Below are 16968 nucleotides of genomic sequence, written 5' to 3'. Positions count from 1 at the left end.
CCCTAACATCCCGCCCATTTCTTGCTGAGCGGATACAGCCCTATCCAAGTCACGCGGACTCAGCTTGCCAGCTTGCACCAACAATTCACCAATACGCGCTTGCATAGCCAGCCCCTGGTGATCCACATCAACAGGGGTCGAAAGTGTTTGAATGGTCATGGATACTCAGATGCAGTGCGCGAAGCTGGGACAATACCTTGCCAGCAGTAGCCTTCTGCCGCTGGAATGGCGAGGGCAAGAGTGTAGCCGGGAGCTCATTTGCGGGAATCACACTTGAAGTACCCGATGCCACTCACACCGGATAGCACCCCGCCGAGCAACTCGGCGATAGCTGAGAGTTAGACGCGGGCCTTGCCCACATGATCATCTTCAGATCCCAAAATACAATGAACGCGCACTCCAGCAAAAACTCAGCGAACTTCACGGCCTGTGCAATTGCGTCGGTTCTAGCACTTGTCGGCGGATGGGGCGGCTTCGCGCTACTGTCGCAGGCGCCCCCTTCTGAGCACCCACCCAAATCCGCCATGCTTTTCGCCCCGATGGTGGCAGTGGTTGACCCATGCATCTTGCTGCCTGAGCCCCCTCCCGCAGGTGACGCCGACGCCAACTCTCTCGCAAAATCATGCACGGGGCCCGATGGCTCAGCAGCGCATCTGGTGGAATCGACACTCGCCCGCATGGAACCGCGGGACACTCAACATCCCGCATCTAGGCCCCTTGGCTACACACTTCCCGCCCCACTGCTGCAGCTCTTCCACAGAGAAGCAGACGGCTGGGCAATAGACAAACAGCGCGTCAAGCGCCTAGTTCGAACCATCCGCGACACCAACCGCCCGGTCATTCTCTATCTGTTTTCCACCCACTTTGCGACAGACGCCCCTCTGGAGCAACAACTTGCAAAAGACCCCGCCAACCTCGCTCAAACACGCGATGGGCCCATGGCCAAGGGCCGCTACTACGATTCCGCCATCCACAACTGGACCTTTGCGACCACACAAACCGACTTAACTGCGCGCCGCGTGCAAGCCATGGAGGCGCTCTTCTCAGAGCTATGCACGCTGCCCGCTTCAGCCCGGGCGAAGATTCGGGGAATTACGCTGCTGGGCGAACTTCATCACTTATTTCCTGACTTTGAGGCGGGCATGGGCTTTGAAGCACCCTACCGAGTTACCGACTACAGCCAAGCCTCAGTGGAGGGATTCAAGAGATTTCTAAAAAGTGAATTCCCTAGCATCAATCAATTGAACCGGGTTCTGGACTCGAACTACCAATCGTTTGAGGACATTGAGCCCCCCTCGAGCGACATCCGAACGGAGCCACTTAAACGGTACACCGATCATATTGACTCCTTCGCACATGGCACATTTCCCGTGTCGGGATGGGCATTCGCGCCCAAAGGCCCGCACACTCCACCAGCATCTGTACATGTCTACCTAAATGGAAAATTCGCAGGCAAAACCCTGGTAGACAAGAGCCGCCAAGACGTACTTACAGCCAAACCTGAATTTGGATCGACTAACACGGGATGGCGCTTGAATCTGGACTTCCGCCAACTACCAAGAGGGCTTCACCAAGTGGATGTACTTCTTGAGTCTAGTCCCGGCCAACTGATGCTTCTGGGATCGAAAGAGATTGCCGTCATGGACAAAACCCAGTCTGCGCCGATCCGCCAAGCGCAAGTCCAATTGCCTCCCCATAAGCTGCGCCTCCCCACCGTACAAGCCCACATCGACCAACCCGTAGAGCAAGCGTCGTATTACTACAACCCGCTTGTACCGTTCTGGCACAAGTTCCGAGGACAGCAGGTCGCGCAGTACCTGCAATTCTTTGACGAAGTTGTAGCGCAATCCTGCCTATCTGCAACGCCACGCTATACACATCAAATCATTCCCTTCACCAACCCGAGCTGGGACGAGCACAAGTTCGCCATCGAGGCCTCACTAAGCTTAAGAAGCATGGGCACTATTCGGCCGGGAGTGAGCCTCTACGGAGACGCTTCTTACGGCACATCGTTTCCCAAGTGGTATGGCACGACGGGGCACCGCCGTTACGGCGTTACAGAGTTCCACCCCCTCAGGGCTATGAGTGGGCGCGATCTCGGACAAACATTTGATCAACACGCTCAAAGAGGTGCGGATTTTCTGTCTTTTTTTGTCGAGCCCTATTGGCAAGACCAACTAGTGGCGCGAGGTCACAATTTGTTCTCATTTGATCCCCACAATCCACAGTTCGACTCCGACAAGCTATACAGATCCATACAGGAGCATCTGACCAAGCCCGGATCCCATCATTGAGGGGCAAGCGGCTACAAGCAAACAAACGCTCAGGGAAAAAACTCGGCAGTGGCAAAACTCACTCCGAGCGCGTCTTTGGCAGACAGGGTTGGCGGCTGTCTCAATCTCCAATCAATGGCAAGAACAGGATCATTCCAGGCAATGCAACGTTCGTGTGCTGGCGCATAGTAGTCCGTGGTTTTGTAAAGAAACTCTGCTTCGTCACTCAGGACCACAAAGCCGTGCGCGAAGCCCGGTGGCACCCAGAGTTGACGACGATTGCATTCACTCAACTCCTCGCCAACCCACCGCCCGAATGTTGGTGAGCTTTTACGAAGATCTACCGCCACATCAAAAACCGCGCCCCTAACCACACGCACCAACTTCCCCTGCGGCTGATGTATCTGGTAGTGCAGGCCGCGCAGAACTCCGTAGACGCTGCGACTGTGGTTGTCCTGCACGAATGAATATGCGGTATCGGTGGCATCATTGAATGCTTGCTGGTTGAAACTCTCGAGGAAAAACCCCCGGTCATCGCCAAAAACCTTTGGCTCAATCAAGACCACGTCGGGGATGGCAGTGCTGAGAATTTTCATAGTTCAGATGGAGTATTGCGCCCCAGGTTCGCAGAAAAGACAGATTCTTTGTTCAGCCCTTGGACTGCAAACGCGACTGGTGGTAAGCCTTGCGTCCATCGCCCAAACATGTGCGCATATGCCATTTCCAGATCGCCCACAAATTTTGCGGAATTAAACAAAGGAAGACGGACACGGTCATGGGCAATACGCCGCTTGAAGCTCTCAAGGAATTGGGGCTCGGTCGCCAATTTGAAAGCCATTGCCTCGTAGTCAGCCAGTGTCTGCGTGACAAGTTCTGGCAGGCCTGTTGCAGCCAGCAAGCTTGCCGCCACCCGACCAGCAAAAGATCGCCCTTCGCAAGTTAGCACTGGAACACCCGTCCACAGAGCGTCGCTTGCAGTTGTATGAGCGTTGTATGGCAAAGTATCCAGCAGAACATCAGCATGTACATGACGCGCCAGATGCTGATCCAATGGCAGACGTCTGGCGAATATCAGTCGCTCAGGAGCCACTCCCAGTGACAAGGCCTCACGCCGCAAGTTCTCGCGAATGCCTGGCTGCTCACAAATGAGCCATAACACGCTGCCTGCGACCCGCGTGAGCAAACGCATCCACACGGCAAAGAACTCAGGGGTGATTTTGTAACAATTGTTAAAGGCCGCAAAAACAAATCCTACAGGAGGCAGTCCTTCTTCCTGCCTGCTGGGCACCGACTCACTGATGGTGCGTCGGGTGTCATTAGCCTGGTAGCTGTGGGGCATCTGGACAATTTTTTCCGCGTAACTGGCCGCATCGGCAAAAGGCGTGACGATGGGATCCCCAATGATGTAGTCATAGGCAGAGTGACCCATTGTTCCGGGATAGCCCAGATAATTGACCACGATGGGGGCTGGCTTGCGCAGGAACACTGCCGTGCGCCCTCCTCGGGTGTATCCTTTCAAATCCACGGCGATGTCCACCTGAGATTGCAGCAACCGCTCTGCAATCGTCTCGTTGTCGAGCGCTCTTACGTCGATAAACTGATCGAACGCAGACCGCAGTCTTTTTCTCATGGAAGACTGGTCGTCAGGCCCGAAAGAAAACGCAATGACTTCAAACCGGGCTCGGTCATGTCGCTCGAAAATTTCAGCCGTCAGATGGGCCGTGGCGTGCTCATGAAAGTCGGCAGACAAGTAAGCCAGCTTAATGCGATCGCGTCCTGTCCTTCGCACAAAGGTGCGGAGGGGAGAAATAGCCTCACGCTCCGCAATCGCATCACCCAATGCCTTGGCACAACGAAAATGGACTTCTGGATCCTCCGTGAAAGACAAAGATTCGAATGGCAACAGCGCAGGCGATTGCGCTTCAGCCAAGTCTGCATCCACTTTTTCCCGCGCTACGTCTTTCCCCTGCCATTGGCAGGATTCTGCACGGGCACGCCACAAACCTGCCCACGCGCTTACAAGATGAGGAGCAAGGTGCACTGCTCGCTCAAAAGCCTCCACCGCTTCCATATGCCGCGAAACGGCCAAAAGTGCTGCAGCCCGCGTCGCCCAAGCCGCAGAGTATCCCGGCGCTTTGGCAATCGCTTCATCACATGCCGCAATAGCGGCCTCCGTGGCATCAATGTCTTGGAGTGCGTTTGCCAAGTTGTTCCAAGCCATAGGGTCGGCCGGATTTATAGCCAAGCTCTTGCGCAACAACTGGACAGCTTCATGTGAATACCCAAGTTGCCCAGCCACCGTCCCTGCCAGATGCAGCGCCATGGCATGCAGTGGCTGCTTTTGCAAGATACTGCTGTACACGGACCGAGCCTCGCGCCGCTGACCTGCTTTTTGCAAAGCAAGGCCGCGCTTGAGATCTTCGAAAAACGGGTCCACTCCTAAATTCGTCATGCACGTTACTTAGTAGATGACGTTGTGCAGCAAGCGATTCAGATACTGCCCATAGCCGCTTTTAGTGAGCGGCAAAGACAATCTTTGCAGTTGCGCATCATCGATCCATTGATGCCGCCAGGCAATTTCTTCAGGACACGCAATCTTCAACCCCTGCCGATGCTCCAGCGTCGCAATAAACTGCCCTGCCTCCAGCAAGCTCTCATGCGTGCCCGTATCCAACCAAGCGTAGCCCCGGCCCATGATCTCCACGCTAAGCTGCGACTTTTCCAGGTAAAGGCGATTGAGATCGGTGATTTCGTACTCACCACGCACAGACGGCTTTAGGCTGCGCACCAAGTTCACCACCTGGCTGTCGTAAAAGTACAAACCAGTCACTGCGTAGCTGGATTTGGGGGCTTGGGGCTTTTCCTCCAGCGAAAGCACTTTACCCTGGGCATCAAATTCGGCAACACCATAACGTTCGGGATCATGGACGTGATAAGCAAAGACCGTAGCCCCCTCAGTGCGCTGCTGGGCACTGCCGAGCAGTTCGTGAAAGTCGTGGCCATAGAAAATGTTGTCGCCCAGCACCAAAGCGCTAGGGGCGCCATCCAGAAACGCCTCGCCGATCACGAACGCCTGCGCCAGGCCATCCGGGCTGGGCTGCACCGCGTACTGCAAGTTCAAACCCCACTGGCTGCCATCCCCCAACAACTGCGCAAACCGCGGAGTGTCCTGCGGGGTGCTGATGATGAGAATGTCGCGGATGCCCGCCAGCATCAGGGTGCTCAGCGGGTAGTAAATCATGGGCTTGTCGTACACCGGCAGCAATTGTTTGCTGATGGCCAGGGTAGCGGGGTGAAGCCGGGTGCCGGAGCCGCCGGCCAGGATGATGCCTTTGCGTTGCGTCATGTGGGGGTGCCGTTCAAAGAATTTCAGCCAGCATGCGCGCCACACCCGTCTGCCAATGTGGCAGTTGCAGGCCAAACGTGGTTTGCAGCTTGTCGGTGTTCAGGCGCGAGTTGTGCGGACGCACGGCCGGGGTCGGGAAGGCGCTCGTGGGGACTGGCGCCACCTCTTTTGCCATTATTTTTATAGCAATATTTTCAATACTGGCGCGCGACAGAACGTATTTTGCATAGGCATTCCAGGTAGTTTCACCTGCAGCAACGCAGTGGTAAAGGCCTGCGTCCTCGGGGTGCTGCTGCAGGTGGCGGATGGCGTGGGCCGTCACATCGGCCAACAGGTCAGCGCCGGTCGGGGCGCCCCATTGGTCGTCGATCACCGTCAGGCGTTCACGCTCCTGCGCCAGGCGCAGCATGGTTTTGGCAAAGTTGCCGCCGCGCGCAGCATAGACCCAGCTGGTGCGCAGGATCAGGTGCTTGGCACCGGACTGAGCGATCAACTGCTCGCCTTCGAGCTTGGTGCGTCCATACACACTCAAGGGTGCGGGCGTGTCGGTCTCGACCCACGGGCGGCTGCCGCTGCCGTCAAAGACGTAGTCGGTGCTGTAGTGCACCAGCCATGCGCCGAGCTTCGCAGCCTCCTGCGCGATGGCGCCGGGCGTGGTGGCATTCAGCGTGCGCGCGAAGTCGACCTCGCTCTCGGCCTTGTCCACGGCGGTGTGCGCGGCGGCGTTGACGATCACATCGGGGCGCAGGGTGCGCACCGTCTCGGCCACACCGACGGGGTTGGCAAAGTCACCACAGTGCTCGGTGCTGTCGTGGTCCAGCGCGGTGACGGTGCCCAGCACAGACAGGCTGCGCTGCAGCTCCCAGCCGACCTGGCCGCCCTTGCCGAAGAGCAGGATGTTCATGCGCGGGCGTCCGCAACGGCTGCGGGCTGCTGCTCGTACTGGGTCTCCACCCAATCGCGGTACGCGCCGGTCTGCACGTTGGCCACCCAGTCGGCATGCTCCAGGTACCACTGCACGGTCTTGCGGATGCCGGTGTCGAAGGTCTCGGCGGGTTTCCAGCCCAGCTCACGCTCGATCTTGCGCGCGTCGATGGCGTAGCGGCGGTCGTGGCCGGGGCGGTCCTTCACATAGGTGATCTGGGTGCGATAGCTCTGGCCGTCGGCACGGGGGCGCAGCTCGTCGAGCAGGCTGCACACCATGTTCACGATCTCGATGTTGGGCTTCTCGTTCCAGCCGCCCACGTTGTAGGTCTGGCCAGGGGCGCCGGCCTCCAGCACGCGGCGGATGGCGCTGCAGTGGTCCTTCACGTACAGCCAGTCGCGCACCTGCATGCCATCGCCATACACGGGCAGGTTCTTGCCCGCCAGGGCATTCACGATCATCAGCGGAATGAGCTTCTCGGGGAAGTGATAGGGCCCGTAGTTGTTGCTGCAGTTGGTGGTCAGCACCGGCAGGCCGTAGGTGTGGTGCCAGGCGCGCACCAGGTGGTCGCTGGCTGCCTTGCTGGCGCTGTAGGGGCTGTTGGGCTCAAAGCCGCGCGTCTCGGCAAAAGCCGGATCGGTCGGTGCGAGCGATCCGTAGACCTCGTCGGTGGAGACATGCAGGAAGCGGAAGGCTTCGCGCTCGCCCTCGGGCAATGCGCCCCAGTAGGCACGCACGGCTTCGAGCAGTCGGAACGAGCCGACGATGTTGGTCTGAATGAAGTCCTCAGGCCCGTGGATGGAGCGGTCCACATGCGATTCGGCCGCAAAGTTGACCACGGCGCGGGGCTTGTGCTCGGCCAGCAGGCGGGCCACCAGTGCGGAGTCGCCAATATCGCCCTGCACGAAGACGTGGCGCGCGTCGCCCTGCACGCTGTCCAGATTGTGCAGATTGCCCGCGTAGGTGAGCTTATCGAGGTTGACCACGGGCTCGCTGGAGGCAGCAAGCCAGTCAAGAACAAAGTTGGCGCCGATGAAACCCGCGCCGCCAGTTACCAGAATCATAGGGAGGCTGTGTGTAATGCCAACTTGGCACAACCTGTGATTATCCCTGCCCGCTTGACCTCTGGGTAACAGGGTTCAACACGGGCCAATCCGAGCGAAGCGGCGCAGCTTCAAAAGTGGATACCACGCATCATCTGCTGCAGCGCGACCGCCTCGGCCGACAACTGCGGTTTGGCGTCCTTGCCACCGCCCTTGGCCGCAGTGGAATCCGGGAACATGCGAAAGCTGGTGTTCATGGTGATCTGCGCCACGCGTGGAACCAGCGCATGCAGCAGCTGGCCGGTGATGCCCAGGCGCGTGGCAATACGCACCGGCTTGAAGATGCAGGCCTGGGCGATCATGTCGGCCGCCTCCTCCGGGCTCAGCGTCGGCACGTTGTTGTAGATTTTGGTCGGCGCGATCATGGGCGTGCGCACCAACGGCATGTTGATGGTGGTGAAGGTGATGCCCTGGTCGGCAAACTCGCTGGAGGCGCAGCGCGTCCAGGCGTCCAGCGCGGCCTTGCTGGCCACGTAGGCCGAGAAGCGGGGGGCGTTGGTCAGCACGCCGATGGAGCTGATGTTCACCACATGGCCTTTGCGCTTTTCCACCATGCCGGGCAGCAGACCCATGGTCACGCGCAGGCAACCAAAGTAGTTGAGCTGCATGGTGCGCTCGTAATCGTGGAAACGGTCGTAGCTCGACTCGATGGCACGGCGGATCGAACGGCCTGCATTGTTGATGAGGAAATCCACACCGCCATGGTTGTCGATAAGCAGCTGCACAAAGCGGTCGCAGTCGGCCATGTCGGCAATGTCGGCCGAATAGGCGATGAACTGGTAGCCCTTGGCCTTGGCTTCGGCGCAGGCTTCGTCCAGCTTGTCCTGGTCGCGCCCACAGATGATGGTAGTAGCCCCCGCCTCTGCAAATTTGTGTGCTGCGGCCAGGCCAATGCCGGAAGAGCCGCCCGTGATCAACACCACCTTGCCTGCCACCGTGCCCTTAAGGCTGCGGTCGATGAAAAGCTCGGGATCGAGGTTGCGCTCCCAGTAGTCCCACAGGCGCCAGGCGTAGTCCTTGAGGTTGGGGCAAGCCACGCCCGAGCCCTTGAGCGCCGCCAGGGTTTCGCGGCAATCGAAGCGCGTGGGGTAGTTGATGAACGTGAGCATGTCCTCGGGCAGGCCCAGATCCTTCATGACTGCGTTGCGCACCCGGCGCACAGGAGCCATGGCCATCAGGCTCTTCTTGACACCCTTGGGGATAAACCCCAGCAGCGCAGCGTTGATGAACAGGTTCATGCGTGGCGCGTGGGCAGCGCGGCTGAAGATGTCGAGCACATCGCCCACGCGGTAGCCCACAGGGTCCACCAAATGAAAACATTTCTTGGCGATGGACGCCTGGTGGCTGATGACGTTGAGCGCGTTGACCACGAAGTCCACGGGCACGATGTTCACGCGCCCGCCCTCCAGGCCCACGGTGGGCATCCAGGGGGGCAGTAGCTGGCGCAGGCGCTGGATGAGCTTGAAGAAATAGTAAGGTCCGTCAATCTTGTCCATCTCGCCCGTCTGGCTGTCGCCTACGACCATGGCGGGGCGGTACACCGTCCAGGGCACCTTGCAGTCCTGGCGCACGATTTTCTCGCTCTCGTGCTTGGTCTGGAAGTACGGATGATCCAGGCCCTCGGCTTCCTCGAACATATCCTCGCGGAACACACCCTCGTACAAGCCCGCAGCAGCGATGGACGAGACATGGTGGAAATGCCCTGCATCGATGGCTTTGGCCAGGTCCACGGTGTTGCGCGTCCCCTCGATGTTCACGGCCACCTGGGTTTCTTCGTCAGCGCCCAGGTCGTAGACGGCAGCCAGATGGTAGAAGTGATCAATCTGGCCCTTGAGCTTCTTGACGTCTTCCGCAGCCACACCCAGTTTTTTCGCGGTGAGGTCGCCAAACACAGGGATCGCACGCGTGGGCCCCACACCCCAGAAGCTGCGCAGGTCGGCGACCTTGTCGACACTCTCCTTGCGGATCAGAAAGTGAACCACAGCACCCTTGCGCTCCAGCAGCTTCTTCACAAGCCGCTTGCCAATGAACCCTGTCGCCCCTGTCACGAAATACTGCATGGAAAACTCCTCTGAGAGAACTTCATTCTTGCCCAAGGCCTGCGCCCCCCGATTCAGCAGAAACCCGCGCCGATGCTAGGTGGCCAGCGACAGCGCACGCTAGATGACACGCTCTATATTTTTAGGAGCGCGCGCCTACACCTTGCGCACCGTGCGGCGTACAGTGCGGCCATGCGTCGAAGGCAATATTGCCCCGGCAACCCCAACCAACCGCACCACGGAGGCCTTATGGTCAAGAAACTGCAGAAACTCAGCGCTGACAAGAAAAAGAGCAACGCCCAACTGTCCAGCACCGTCAAGGACTCCGCACAGCAGATCTGGCTGGCGGGCCTGGGCGCTTTCTCCAAGGCGCAAGAAGAAGGTGGCAAGGTGTTTGAAGCCCTGGTCAAGGAAGGCCTGACCATCCAGCGCAAGACCCAGGCGGTGGCTGAGGAAAAAATCACCGAAGCCACCAGCCGCGTAACCACCATGGCCAGCGACATCGGCTCCAAGGCCCAGGGCCAGTGGGACAAGCTCGAAACCATATTTGAAGACCGCGTGGCCAAGGCTCTGGCCAAGCTGGGCGTGCCTTCGGCCCGCGACCTGGAGGCACTGAGCGCCCGCGTGGACGCACTTGCCAAAAGCAGCAAGGCGGCCCCCGCCAAGGCCGCAACGAAGCCAGCAGCCAAGGCCCCAGCAAAGAAAGCCGCAGCCAAGAAGGCAGCTCCTGCCAAGGCAGTCGCCAAGCCAGCAGCCAAGGCCCCTGCAAAGAAGGCTGCGGCCAAGAAGCCAGCAGCCCGTGCCGCAGCCGAAACAGGCGCAGGCACCCCATCGGTCAACTGATCGTTCACCCCTACTGGCGCGAGCGGGCAGCAGACCGCCCGCTAAAAGCGGCCCACGTGCAACAACGCGCTGGCCGCTTTTCTTTTTTTGGTGAAACCCGTGAAGTGCGTTAAAAGCAATTGCAGCATGGGTTTGCCACAAGACGGCATGTCGCACCGCAGCATGACTGCGTGGGTTAGAGTAGGCATCAGAGACACCGAAACAACGAAGCACAACGACGCGAAGGGCCTGCACACATGGTGAAGAAAGCGCCACGCCGCACCGCAGAACGCATCCTGGAAGTCACGCTGGACCTGTTCAACCGGTTCGGCGAACCCAACGTCTCCACCACCCTGATCTCGGCCGAGCTGCGCATCAGCCCCGGCAACCTTTACTACCACTACCCTGCCAAGGACGAGCTGATCAACGCGCTGTTCGATCGCTACGAGCGCTCGCTCACGGAGCTGCTTGCCGCTGCCGATGGCGTGCGCAACGTGGAAGACGCCTGGTTCTTCATGCACACGCAGTTCGAGCTGATTTGGCAGTACCGTTTTTTGTACCGCGACCTCAACGACCTGCTGTCCAAGAACCGGCGCCTGGAGACCCACTTTCAGGCCATCCTCAAGAACAAGACCCGCGCCGTGCGCGCCATGCTCGATGGCATGGGCCGCGCGGAAGCCCTGCACATCGACTCCCGCGAGCTGGAGGCCACCGCCACCAGCATGGTGGTGGTACTGACCTACTGGCTCAGCTTTGAGTACGTGCGCGACCCGCGCCGTGCGCTGGAGCCAGAAAGCGCCCAGGCGGCCCTGCTGCGTGGCGCTCACCATGTGCTCAACCTGCTCATGCCCTACCTTGAAAGTAGCCAGCGGGCACACCTGCTGCAGCTGGTCGGCGCCTATGCAGCAGCGCAAGGCTGATACCGCCCACCCGCCACCGACATCCACCAACAAGAACCTCCGGAGACACACCATGGCCAAATGGACCCCCTTCCCTCACGCGGGCGACTACAGCTTTGACGCCGCAAGCGTCAAGAAGCACTGGGCCCGGCTGCATGGCGGCGATGCCGAACCCTGCCCCAAAGACGCCGCAGTGCTGCAAGCCTGGGCGCTGTTCCACAACGGTGACTTTGAAAAAGCCGCCGCCGCAGGTCTGGCCGCCGGCGGCGCGGGCATCACCGTGGCCAACAAGGCCACGTCCATCTACGCCAACTACCTGGAGCCCAAGGAAAAAACACGGCTGGACCTGTTCACCCAGGTCGCCGAGCGCGCCGAGGCACAGGCGGGCGAAGACCCCAGCAACGCCAACGCCTGGTACTGGCATGCTTACGCGCTGGGCCGCTACAGCCAGGGCATCAGTGTGGCCAAGGCGCTGGCGCAAGGGCTGGGTGGCAAGGTGAAGGAGTCTCTGGAGAAGGCCATTGCGCTTTCACCCAAGCATGCGGATGCGCGCATCGCGCTGGGCGCCTTCCATGCCGAGGTGATCGACAAGGTGGGTTCGCTGATTGGCGGCATGACCTATGGCGCCAAGAAGGATGCGGGCCTCAAGCTGTTCCAGGAGGCGCTCAAGCTCAACCCGGGCTCAGCCATTGCCATGATCGAATACGCCAACGCACTGGTGATGCTGGAGGGCGACAAGAAGATGAAGGAAGCCACCGCGCTGTACGAAAAAGCCGCCGCCGCCGAACCCATGGACGCCATGGAGCGGCTGGACGTGGAAATGGCGCGGAGTGAACTAGAAGAGTAACCCCCTGAGGCTCTTTGCGCCTCGGTGCTGCCGCCGGAGGCGGCAGCTCTGCGGGACCGTCCAAGCCTGCGCGAGCAGGCTTGGAGCCGCGGCCCTTGCGCAGTGGCACTGGCTCGGGCCACGCCGGTTTCTCAAGCAGCGCCCAGGACAGCCGCTGGCTCAGCAGCAGTCACAGCGTCGGCACGGACTTGCGTCGTCAACCCCCAAACCGCCGCGCGGCAATCTCCAGCAGCCCATCAAAAATCAGGTTGTCCACCAGCTCGAACGGCCGCGTCATGCTGGGTGCCATCTTCCAGCCTGCGCCGCCGGTCATGATGCACGCGGGCTCCTGGCCGCAGTGTTGCAGCAGGTGCTGGTACATGCGCTCCACCGCGCCGGCAATGGCGTAGGTGCCGCCGCTGGTCAGCGCGTCGCTGGTGTTGGTGGGGAACAGCCGCACCTCGCCCGTGGGCACATGCAGGCCCGCGGTGCCAGTCTCCAGAGCACGCAGCATGATGCCGTGACCGGGCAGGATCAGCCCCCCCATGAAGCGGCCTTCGGCGTCAATGCATTCCACCGTGACGGCTGTGCCCACCATCACCACGATCAGCGGCCGCGCGGGGCCTTGGGCCAGCACATGGTGGCGCGCGCCGATCATGGCCACCCAGCGGTCCGAGCCCAGGCGTGAGGGGTGGTCGTAGCCGTTGGTGAGACCCGCCTCCTGCGCGGATGACACAACCCAGGAAGGCGCCACGTCCCACAGTTCCATTTGCTCCTGCACCCGGCGCTTGACGGCATCGCCCGCCACCACACAGCCCAGCATGCGCGTGGGATGCGGCAGCGACGCCCAACTGCCTTCGGCCAGGCGGTCGATGTGGTCCAGGAACTCGGCGCCATGCGCCATCAGCGCAGCCCCGGGGCGGGGAGCGTCGTACAACGCCCATTTGAGACGGGTGTTACCGACGTCGATGGCCAGAAAAGTCATGCGGCGGATTATCCCGAGTTTTGCGATGCGCCCTTGCCCGAGGGCGACAGCCAACGGCGGCCTTGCGTCTCGCTGCCCACAAATTGTGAAAAATCGTGTCGCGCCCCTGTCCGACACGATGTCGCCACCCGTTGCCGCTACAGTGGTCCTTCCTGTTTTTGCAACATTAGGAGGTTCGACATGGGTCTTTTCAGTTTCATCAAGGAAGCTGGCGAAAAGCTGTTCGGCGGCAAGGAAGCACAGGCCGCCACGGCAGCAGCCCCCAGCCAGGATGAACTCAACGCCAAGGCGAGCAAGGCCATCGAGACCTACATCGCTGCCCAGAACCTGGGTGCCAGCAATGTGCAGGTGGCCTTCGCAGGTCCCGAAGGCAAGGTCACGGTAGAGGGCACAGCCCCCACGCAAGCCGCCAAGGAAAAAATCACGCTGTGCTGTGGCAACGTGGCCGGGGTGACCAGCGTCGAGAACCTGATGGAGGTCACCAACCCCGAGCCCGAAGCCCAGTACCACGACGTGGTGCGCGGCGACACTCTGAGCGCCATTGCCAAGAAGTTCTACGGCGACGCCAACAAGTACCCCGTGATCTTCGAGGCCAACAAGCCCATGCTGAGCCACCCCGACAAGATCTACCCCGGCCAGAAGCTGCGCATCCCTGCACTGAGGTAACCCCCCTGAGTCGCCTGCGTCGCCTTCCCCCCAGGGGGACGCACCCAGTGGCCCGGCAAAGCCGGTTCCACGGGTGCACTGGCGGGGGCGGGGGTGGATGTGACGCCCCGGGGTCCGCGCACAGCCCGTGGCTCCCGCGAATTCAAGGAAAAGTAGCTGCTACCGCTTGATGAGCAAGCGCTGGCAGCTATTTTTTTATGAGCGTCACCCCTGTTTCCACGGCAGGCCGTGAAAGCGCCAGCCCCCGCGCTTGCCCCGCTGGCCTTGCGCATCGGCATCACCCTCAAAGCCTTCGAGGATGTTGTACGCGGTGATGCCCAGCTCGGTGGCACGGCGCGCGGCGGCGATGGATCGCACACCGCTGCGACACAGCAGCACGGCGGGCGTTCCGGCAGGCACGGCGGCGCGCATTTGCGCGTCAAAGTCCGCATTCATCGCCATGCCGGGCCACTGCTTCCAGGCCACGGCGGCGGCGGCGGGCACCTGGCCTACCCACTCGCGCTCGGCATCGCTGCGCACATCCACCAGCACGGCCTGGTCGGCTTGTACCCATTGCCAGGCCAGCTGAGGAGTGATGTCACCTGCATAGCCTTCGGCCGGGGAAATCGTTGGTTCGGTCATCGTCAGAGTCCTTTTTTCAATCCCACAAAGGGGCGGGGTCGTCGCGCAAGCGGCTGCGCAGCTGCGCGTAATCGGGCACCACCGTGGCCACGGTGTCCCAGAAGCGCGGGCTGTGGTCCATCACGCGCAGGTGGGCCAATTCGTGCGCCACCACGTAGTCGATGATGGCCGGGCGGTAGTGAAGCAGGCGCCAGTTCAGGCGGATGGAGCCATCGGCCTTGGCGCTGCCCCAGCGGGTGTTGGCGCTGGACAGGCGCAGGCTGGCCCAGCGCACGCCCAGCAGCGGGGCAAAGTGGTCCAGCCGCTCTGTGAAGTGGCGGCGGGCGTCGCGCATGAGCCAGGCTTGCACGGCGTCGCGGATCTGCGTGGGGCTGGCACTGCGGGGCAGGCCGATGTGCAGGCTGTCGCCTTGCCCTGCCGCCGCCACCAGCGCCCCCCCCTTGCCTGCGAACCCGTGGCTCGGGTCCAGCACCACGGTCAAAGGCTCGCCCAGGTAGGGCAACACGGCGCCGTCGGCCCAGACAATGCGGCCGCCCTCCATGCGCTGCTGGCGCTCGCGCGCTTCGCCCAGCTTGCGCAGGATCCAGTCGGACTTCTCACGCAGCGCGGAATCCACGGCGCCCAGTGTGACCCAGCTCGGCGCGCGCACTGACAGCCCATCGGCCCCCACAGTGAACCCGATGCTGCGCCGCCGCGCGCGCTGCAGCGCATAGGCCACCACGGCATCGCCCAGCAGCAGCTCGCGGCTGGCCTTTGGGTGGCGAAACTCGGCGGGGGACAGCAGCGAGGGCAGCGGCACCGCAGGGGACGCCGGGATGGAGGGGCGGTTTACTATAGTTTTAGGAGCTATCAGCGCTTGCCCATCAGGCGCAGAGGGCATTTTTTGCTTGAGATCTGGCATCCCTGCAGGCGGGGCCACTGCCGCAGGTGCTGCCGCAACAGGCGTCGGATCGAACAGGTCCAGCGCCAGTTGCACAAGCCGCTGCATCACGGTGGACTTACTTGCCGCTCTGGACGGCCGTGTTGGCCGCTGGGGCTGCAGGGGCTGCCGGATAGGCACCGGGGTCCAGCCTGCGCATTTCGGCTTCGATCCAGGCTTCGACCTCACGCATCAACTCGTCGGGCTCGCGCCCCACGCTGGAGATGGGTTGGCCAATCGACACCTCCACCACGCCCGGCCGCTTGACGAAAGCTTTGCGCGGCCAGACCTTGGCCGAGGTCACCGCAATCGGCACCACAGGCGCGCCAGTGTCCACCGCCAGGCGCGTACCGCCGGTCTTGTAGTTGCCTTTCTGGCCTCGGGCAATGCGTGTGCCTTCGGGGAACATGATGATCCAGATTCCCTTGGCCAGCAGGTCCTTGCCCTGTTGCACCACCTTGTTGAAGGCCTGGGTGCGCTGGCTGCGGTCGATGTGGATCATGTCCAGTCGACCAATCGCCCAGCCGAAGAAGGGCACGTAGAGCAGCTCCTTCTTGAACACATAGGCCAGGGGGTGCGGCATGATCGTCGGCATCAGAAACGTCTCGAACGTGGACTGGTGCTTGACCAGCAGCACCGCACCCGCATTCTCGCCCTGGGGCAGATGCTCCATGCCCGTGATCTCCACCCGGATGCCCAGGATGGTCCGCGCACCACTGATGCACAGCGACAGCCAGGCCCGCGCTATGCGGTAAAGCGGCAGGCCGCGCACACCCAACAACGTGCCCAGCATGATGGCCAGGGCATAAGGCACCACGGTGATGCCCATCCAGAGAAGGTGAATGACAGAACGCAGAAAGGCCATTTTGATGTTCTTTTTGGCCGCCACCGCCTGTCCATCAAGCGCTGACAGCTATTGAATTGATAGTATCAGGAGACCAGCCCACCCACCGTAGGCAAGGGCGTGGCCGCCAGCGGGGGCGCCGTGGCGGGCACAGCAGGCAACAGCTGATCCACAAAATCGCCCAGGCTGGCATGCACCCGCAGGCCCGGTGGCAGCCCCGCAGGCAGCGGCCCCATCGGGTGCACCTGCGCCGACTGCCCCGTGCACACCAAATGCAGTTGCGCACCCAGCTCGGCACCGGCCTGCAGGTGTGCGGTGCAGCTGCCCACCACCTGCACGTCGTGGCGCTCCACCCCGTAGCGGTCGCTGATCTGCTCCAACAGGCCGGGGGCGGGTTTGCGGCAGGCGCATTCCTCGTCGGCCGCATGGGGACAGTAAAAAACAGCGTCAATGCGCCCGCCCACGGCTGCCACCTGCCGGTGCATCTTGGCGTGGATGGCGTTGAGCGCCACCACGTCAAACAGCCCGCGCCCCAGCCCCGGCTGGTTGGTGGCCACCACTACATGCCAGCCCGCGTGGTTGAGCCGCGCAATGGCTTCGAGCGCGCCGGGCACGGCGACCCACTCATCGGCTGAGGTGATGTAGTCATCACCCAACGGGTTGAGTGTGCCGTCGCGGTCCAGGATGACGAGTTTCATAG

The 16968-nt window shown here is 61.5% G+C and carries 16 protein-coding genes; 5 read left to right on the top strand and 11 right to left on the bottom strand.

The features are described from left to right. Nucleotides 1-524 precede the first annotated feature (524 nt). Complete coding sequence (locus DBR12_RS00155) at nt 525-2294, top strand: hypothetical protein (RefSeq protein ID WP_108615393.1); 1770 nt, start codon at nt 525-527, stop codon at nt 2292-2294. Between the two features lie 29 nt (nt 2295-2323). On the opposite strand, the gene rfbC is transcribed toward DBR12_RS00155, so the two are convergent. From rfbC to DBR12_RS00125, 6 genes are all read right to left on the bottom strand, one after another. Further along, complete coding sequence (rfbC, locus tag DBR12_RS00150) at nt 2324-2869, bottom strand: dTDP-4-dehydrorhamnose 3,5-epimerase (RefSeq protein ID WP_108615392.1); 546 nt, start codon at nt 2867-2869, stop codon at nt 2324-2326. Next, nucleotides 2866-4725 (bottom strand): tetratricopeptide repeat protein, encoded by a 1860-nt coding sequence (locus DBR12_RS00145; protein ID WP_108615391.1) that lies wholly within the window; start codon nt 4723-4725, stop codon nt 2866-2868. Before DBR12_RS00145 ends, rfbC begins: the two co-directional genes overlap by 4 nt. Nucleotides 4726-4734: 9 nt before the next feature. Further along, nucleotides 4735-5619 carry a glucose-1-phosphate thymidylyltransferase RfbA gene (gene rfbA, locus DBR12_RS00140; protein ID WP_108615390.1) on the bottom strand — a complete coding sequence of 295 codons (885 nt, stop codon included), beginning with the start codon at nt 5617-5619 and terminating at the stop codon, nt 4735-4737. Nucleotides 5620-5632: 13 nt separating this feature from the next. After that, nucleotides 5633-6523 (bottom strand): dTDP-4-dehydrorhamnose reductase, encoded by an 891-nt coding sequence (gene rfbD, locus DBR12_RS00135; protein ID WP_108615389.1) that lies wholly within the window; start codon nt 6521-6523, stop codon nt 5633-5635. Further along, nucleotides 6520-7608 carry a dTDP-glucose 4,6-dehydratase gene (rfbB, locus tag DBR12_RS00130; RefSeq protein ID WP_108615388.1) on the bottom strand — a complete coding sequence of 363 codons (1089 nt, stop codon included), beginning with the start codon at nt 7606-7608 and terminating at the stop codon, nt 6520-6522. The genes rfbD and rfbB overlap by 4 nt, the downstream gene beginning before the upstream one ends. Nucleotides 7609-7718: 110 nt before the next feature. Further along, nucleotides 7719-9707 carry an SDR family oxidoreductase gene (locus DBR12_RS00125; protein WP_108615387.1) on the bottom strand — a complete coding sequence of 663 codons (1989 nt, stop codon included), beginning with the start codon at nt 9705-9707 and terminating at the stop codon, nt 7719-7721. Between the two features lie 228 nt (nt 9708-9935). Between DBR12_RS00125 and DBR12_RS00120 the strand changes: the two genes are divergently transcribed. From DBR12_RS00120 to DBR12_RS00110, 3 genes are all read left to right on the top strand, one after another. After that, nucleotides 9936-10529, top strand: coding sequence for a phasin family protein (locus tag DBR12_RS00120; protein ID WP_108615386.1), 594 nt, complete (start codon nt 9936-9938; stop codon nt 10527-10529). Nucleotides 10530-10765: 236 nt separating this feature from the next. Beyond that, nucleotides 10766-11428 (top strand): TetR/AcrR family transcriptional regulator, encoded by a 663-nt coding sequence (locus tag DBR12_RS00115; RefSeq protein ID WP_108615385.1) that lies wholly within the window; start codon nt 10766-10768, stop codon nt 11426-11428. Between the two features lie 52 nt (nt 11429-11480). Continuing rightward, nucleotides 11481-12254, top strand: coding sequence for a tetratricopeptide repeat protein (locus DBR12_RS00110; RefSeq protein ID WP_108615384.1), 774 nt, complete (start codon nt 11481-11483; stop codon nt 12252-12254). Between the two features lie 196 nt (nt 12255-12450). Here DBR12_RS00110 and DBR12_RS00105 read toward each other — a convergent pair whose 3' ends face one another. Beyond that, nucleotides 12451-13218 (bottom strand): type III pantothenate kinase, encoded by a 768-nt coding sequence (locus DBR12_RS00105; protein ID WP_108615383.1) that lies wholly within the window; start codon nt 13216-13218, stop codon nt 12451-12453. A 180-nt stretch (nt 13219-13398) separates the two neighbouring features. Between DBR12_RS00105 and lysM the strand changes: the two genes are divergently transcribed. Next, nucleotides 13399-13884, top strand: a complete 486-nt coding sequence (lysM, locus tag DBR12_RS00100) for a peptidoglycan-binding protein LysM (protein WP_108615382.1) — start codon at nt 13399-13401, stop codon at nt 13882-13884. Nucleotides 13885-14088: 204 nt separating this feature from the next. On the opposite strand, the gene DBR12_RS00095 is transcribed toward lysM, so the two are convergent. The 4 genes from DBR12_RS00095 to gmhB all read right to left on the bottom strand — a co-directional run bounded on the left by DBR12_RS00095 (nt 14089) and on the right by gmhB (nt 16966). Beyond that, nucleotides 14089-14505 (bottom strand): rhodanese-like domain-containing protein, encoded by a 417-nt coding sequence (locus tag DBR12_RS00095; RefSeq protein WP_108615381.1) that lies wholly within the window; start codon nt 14503-14505, stop codon nt 14089-14091. Nucleotides 14506-14521: 16 nt separating this feature from the next. Continuing rightward, nucleotides 14522-15493 carry a M48 family metallopeptidase gene (locus tag DBR12_RS00090; RefSeq protein WP_108615380.1) on the bottom strand — a complete coding sequence of 324 codons (972 nt, stop codon included), beginning with the start codon at nt 15491-15493 and terminating at the stop codon, nt 14522-14524. A gap of 10 nt (nt 15494-15503) precedes the next feature. Then, nucleotides 15504-16289: a 1-acyl-sn-glycerol-3-phosphate acyltransferase gene (locus DBR12_RS00085; RefSeq protein WP_108615396.1), complete on the bottom strand. Its 786-nt coding sequence runs from the start codon at nt 16287-16289 to the stop codon at nt 15504-15506. Nucleotides 16290-16354: 65 nt separating this feature from the next. After that, nucleotides 16355-16966 (bottom strand): D-glycero-beta-D-manno-heptose 1,7-bisphosphate 7-phosphatase, encoded by a 612-nt coding sequence (gene gmhB, locus DBR12_RS00080; protein ID WP_108615379.1) that lies wholly within the window; start codon nt 16964-16966, stop codon nt 16355-16357. Nucleotides 16967-16968: the final 2 nt, after the last annotated feature.

Source organism: Acidovorax sp. HMWF029 (assembly GCF_003060895.1).
Taxonomy (GTDB): Bacteria; Pseudomonadota; Gammaproteobacteria; order Burkholderiales; family Burkholderiaceae_C; genus Acidovorax.
This window is presented reverse-complemented; position numbering and strand designations above follow the sequence as displayed.